The organism is Klebsiella sp. YJ, from assembly GCF_002108615.1.
In the GTDB taxonomy this organism is placed as follows: domain Bacteria; phylum Pseudomonadota; class Gammaproteobacteria; order Enterobacterales; family Enterobacteriaceae; genus Klebsiella; species Klebsiella planticola.
This window is the reverse complement of sequence record NZ_MTEG01000104.1, coordinates 1-845: the sequence shown is the minus strand read 5'-3', so window position 1 is coordinate 845 and position 845 is coordinate 1. Positions and strand designations below refer to the sequence as shown.

At 49.8% G+C, this 845-nt stretch carries 1 protein-coding gene and 1 pseudogene; both read right to left on the bottom strand.

The window, feature by feature from the left end; genetic code table 11:
* Positions 1 to 172 precede the first annotated feature (172 nt).
* On the bottom strand, positions 173 to 508 hold the full coding sequence (locus tag BV390_RS30385; RefSeq protein ID WP_016236507.1) for a hypothetical protein: 336 nt from the start codon (positions 506 to 508) through the stop codon (positions 173 to 175).
* Positions 505 to 720: pseudogene (locus tag BV390_RS30380) on the bottom strand (EamA family transporter); the annotation flags it as partial. The gene BV390_RS30385 and the pseudogene BV390_RS30380, both read right to left, overlap by 4 nt.
* Between the last annotated feature and the right edge of the window lie 125 nt (positions 721 to 845).

Genomic DNA, 845 nt, shown 5'->3' with positions numbered 1-845 from the left:
GGCCAGAACCTGTTATGACGAAGCGAAATATTTGCTGGCTCTCGAAGCGAGACACTCGCCCTTACTGAAGCCATAAAAAGCTTGTCGAATGTCTCAGGGCGTGAAGCAGACATATTCACTGAAATTTTTAGGAAGCATTTTCTTGCCCATACGTGGCTTTATCTGCCGATTTTCAGAAAACGCATTCACCGTTATCGACGCGCTTTTCTGTCGTCAGCGGGATCGTCCCGCCTGAACCATCAGACACACCAAGTACCAGCACCTCTGACTTTTCAGGTCCCATCTTCATGGTACCCAGATTGACGATGCAGATTACCTGCGTTTCCTGCAGGTCTTCTGCTGCATAGTTAGTATACGCACCGCATGACACCCTTGTTCCCAGTTCTGGTCCTAGGTCAATAGTCATGCGCCAGGTGGGCTTTGATGTTTTACTCTCCTCAACCCTGATGATGGTACCGGCACGCATATCGAGAGCCGAAAATGAGTCAAATGACGCTTTATCTTTCATAATTCTTTCCTTTTTGCGATTTCAAAGTTTTCTTTCCGTTGCCGGAACAGACTGAAACGTAACTTTCCAGCCGGAACGGTGATGAGCCCCAGACACGTAACTATCAGTCCGACGCCTGCCCATCCGGAAGGCGGCAGCCTTTCACCGACGAGCACAACGGCCAGCAGTGCGGCTATAACCGGCTCCAGCAGACTGATCGTGGTTGCCATACTGGGGACGTCTCAGAAAACGAATCTATGGTCACTCCCGTTTTTGCAACACCGATTTTGACGACAAGTTGGCTTGCTTGAATCTATCCGGCGTCTGAATGGGATTTTATTCCCGCGCCTCGATGAGT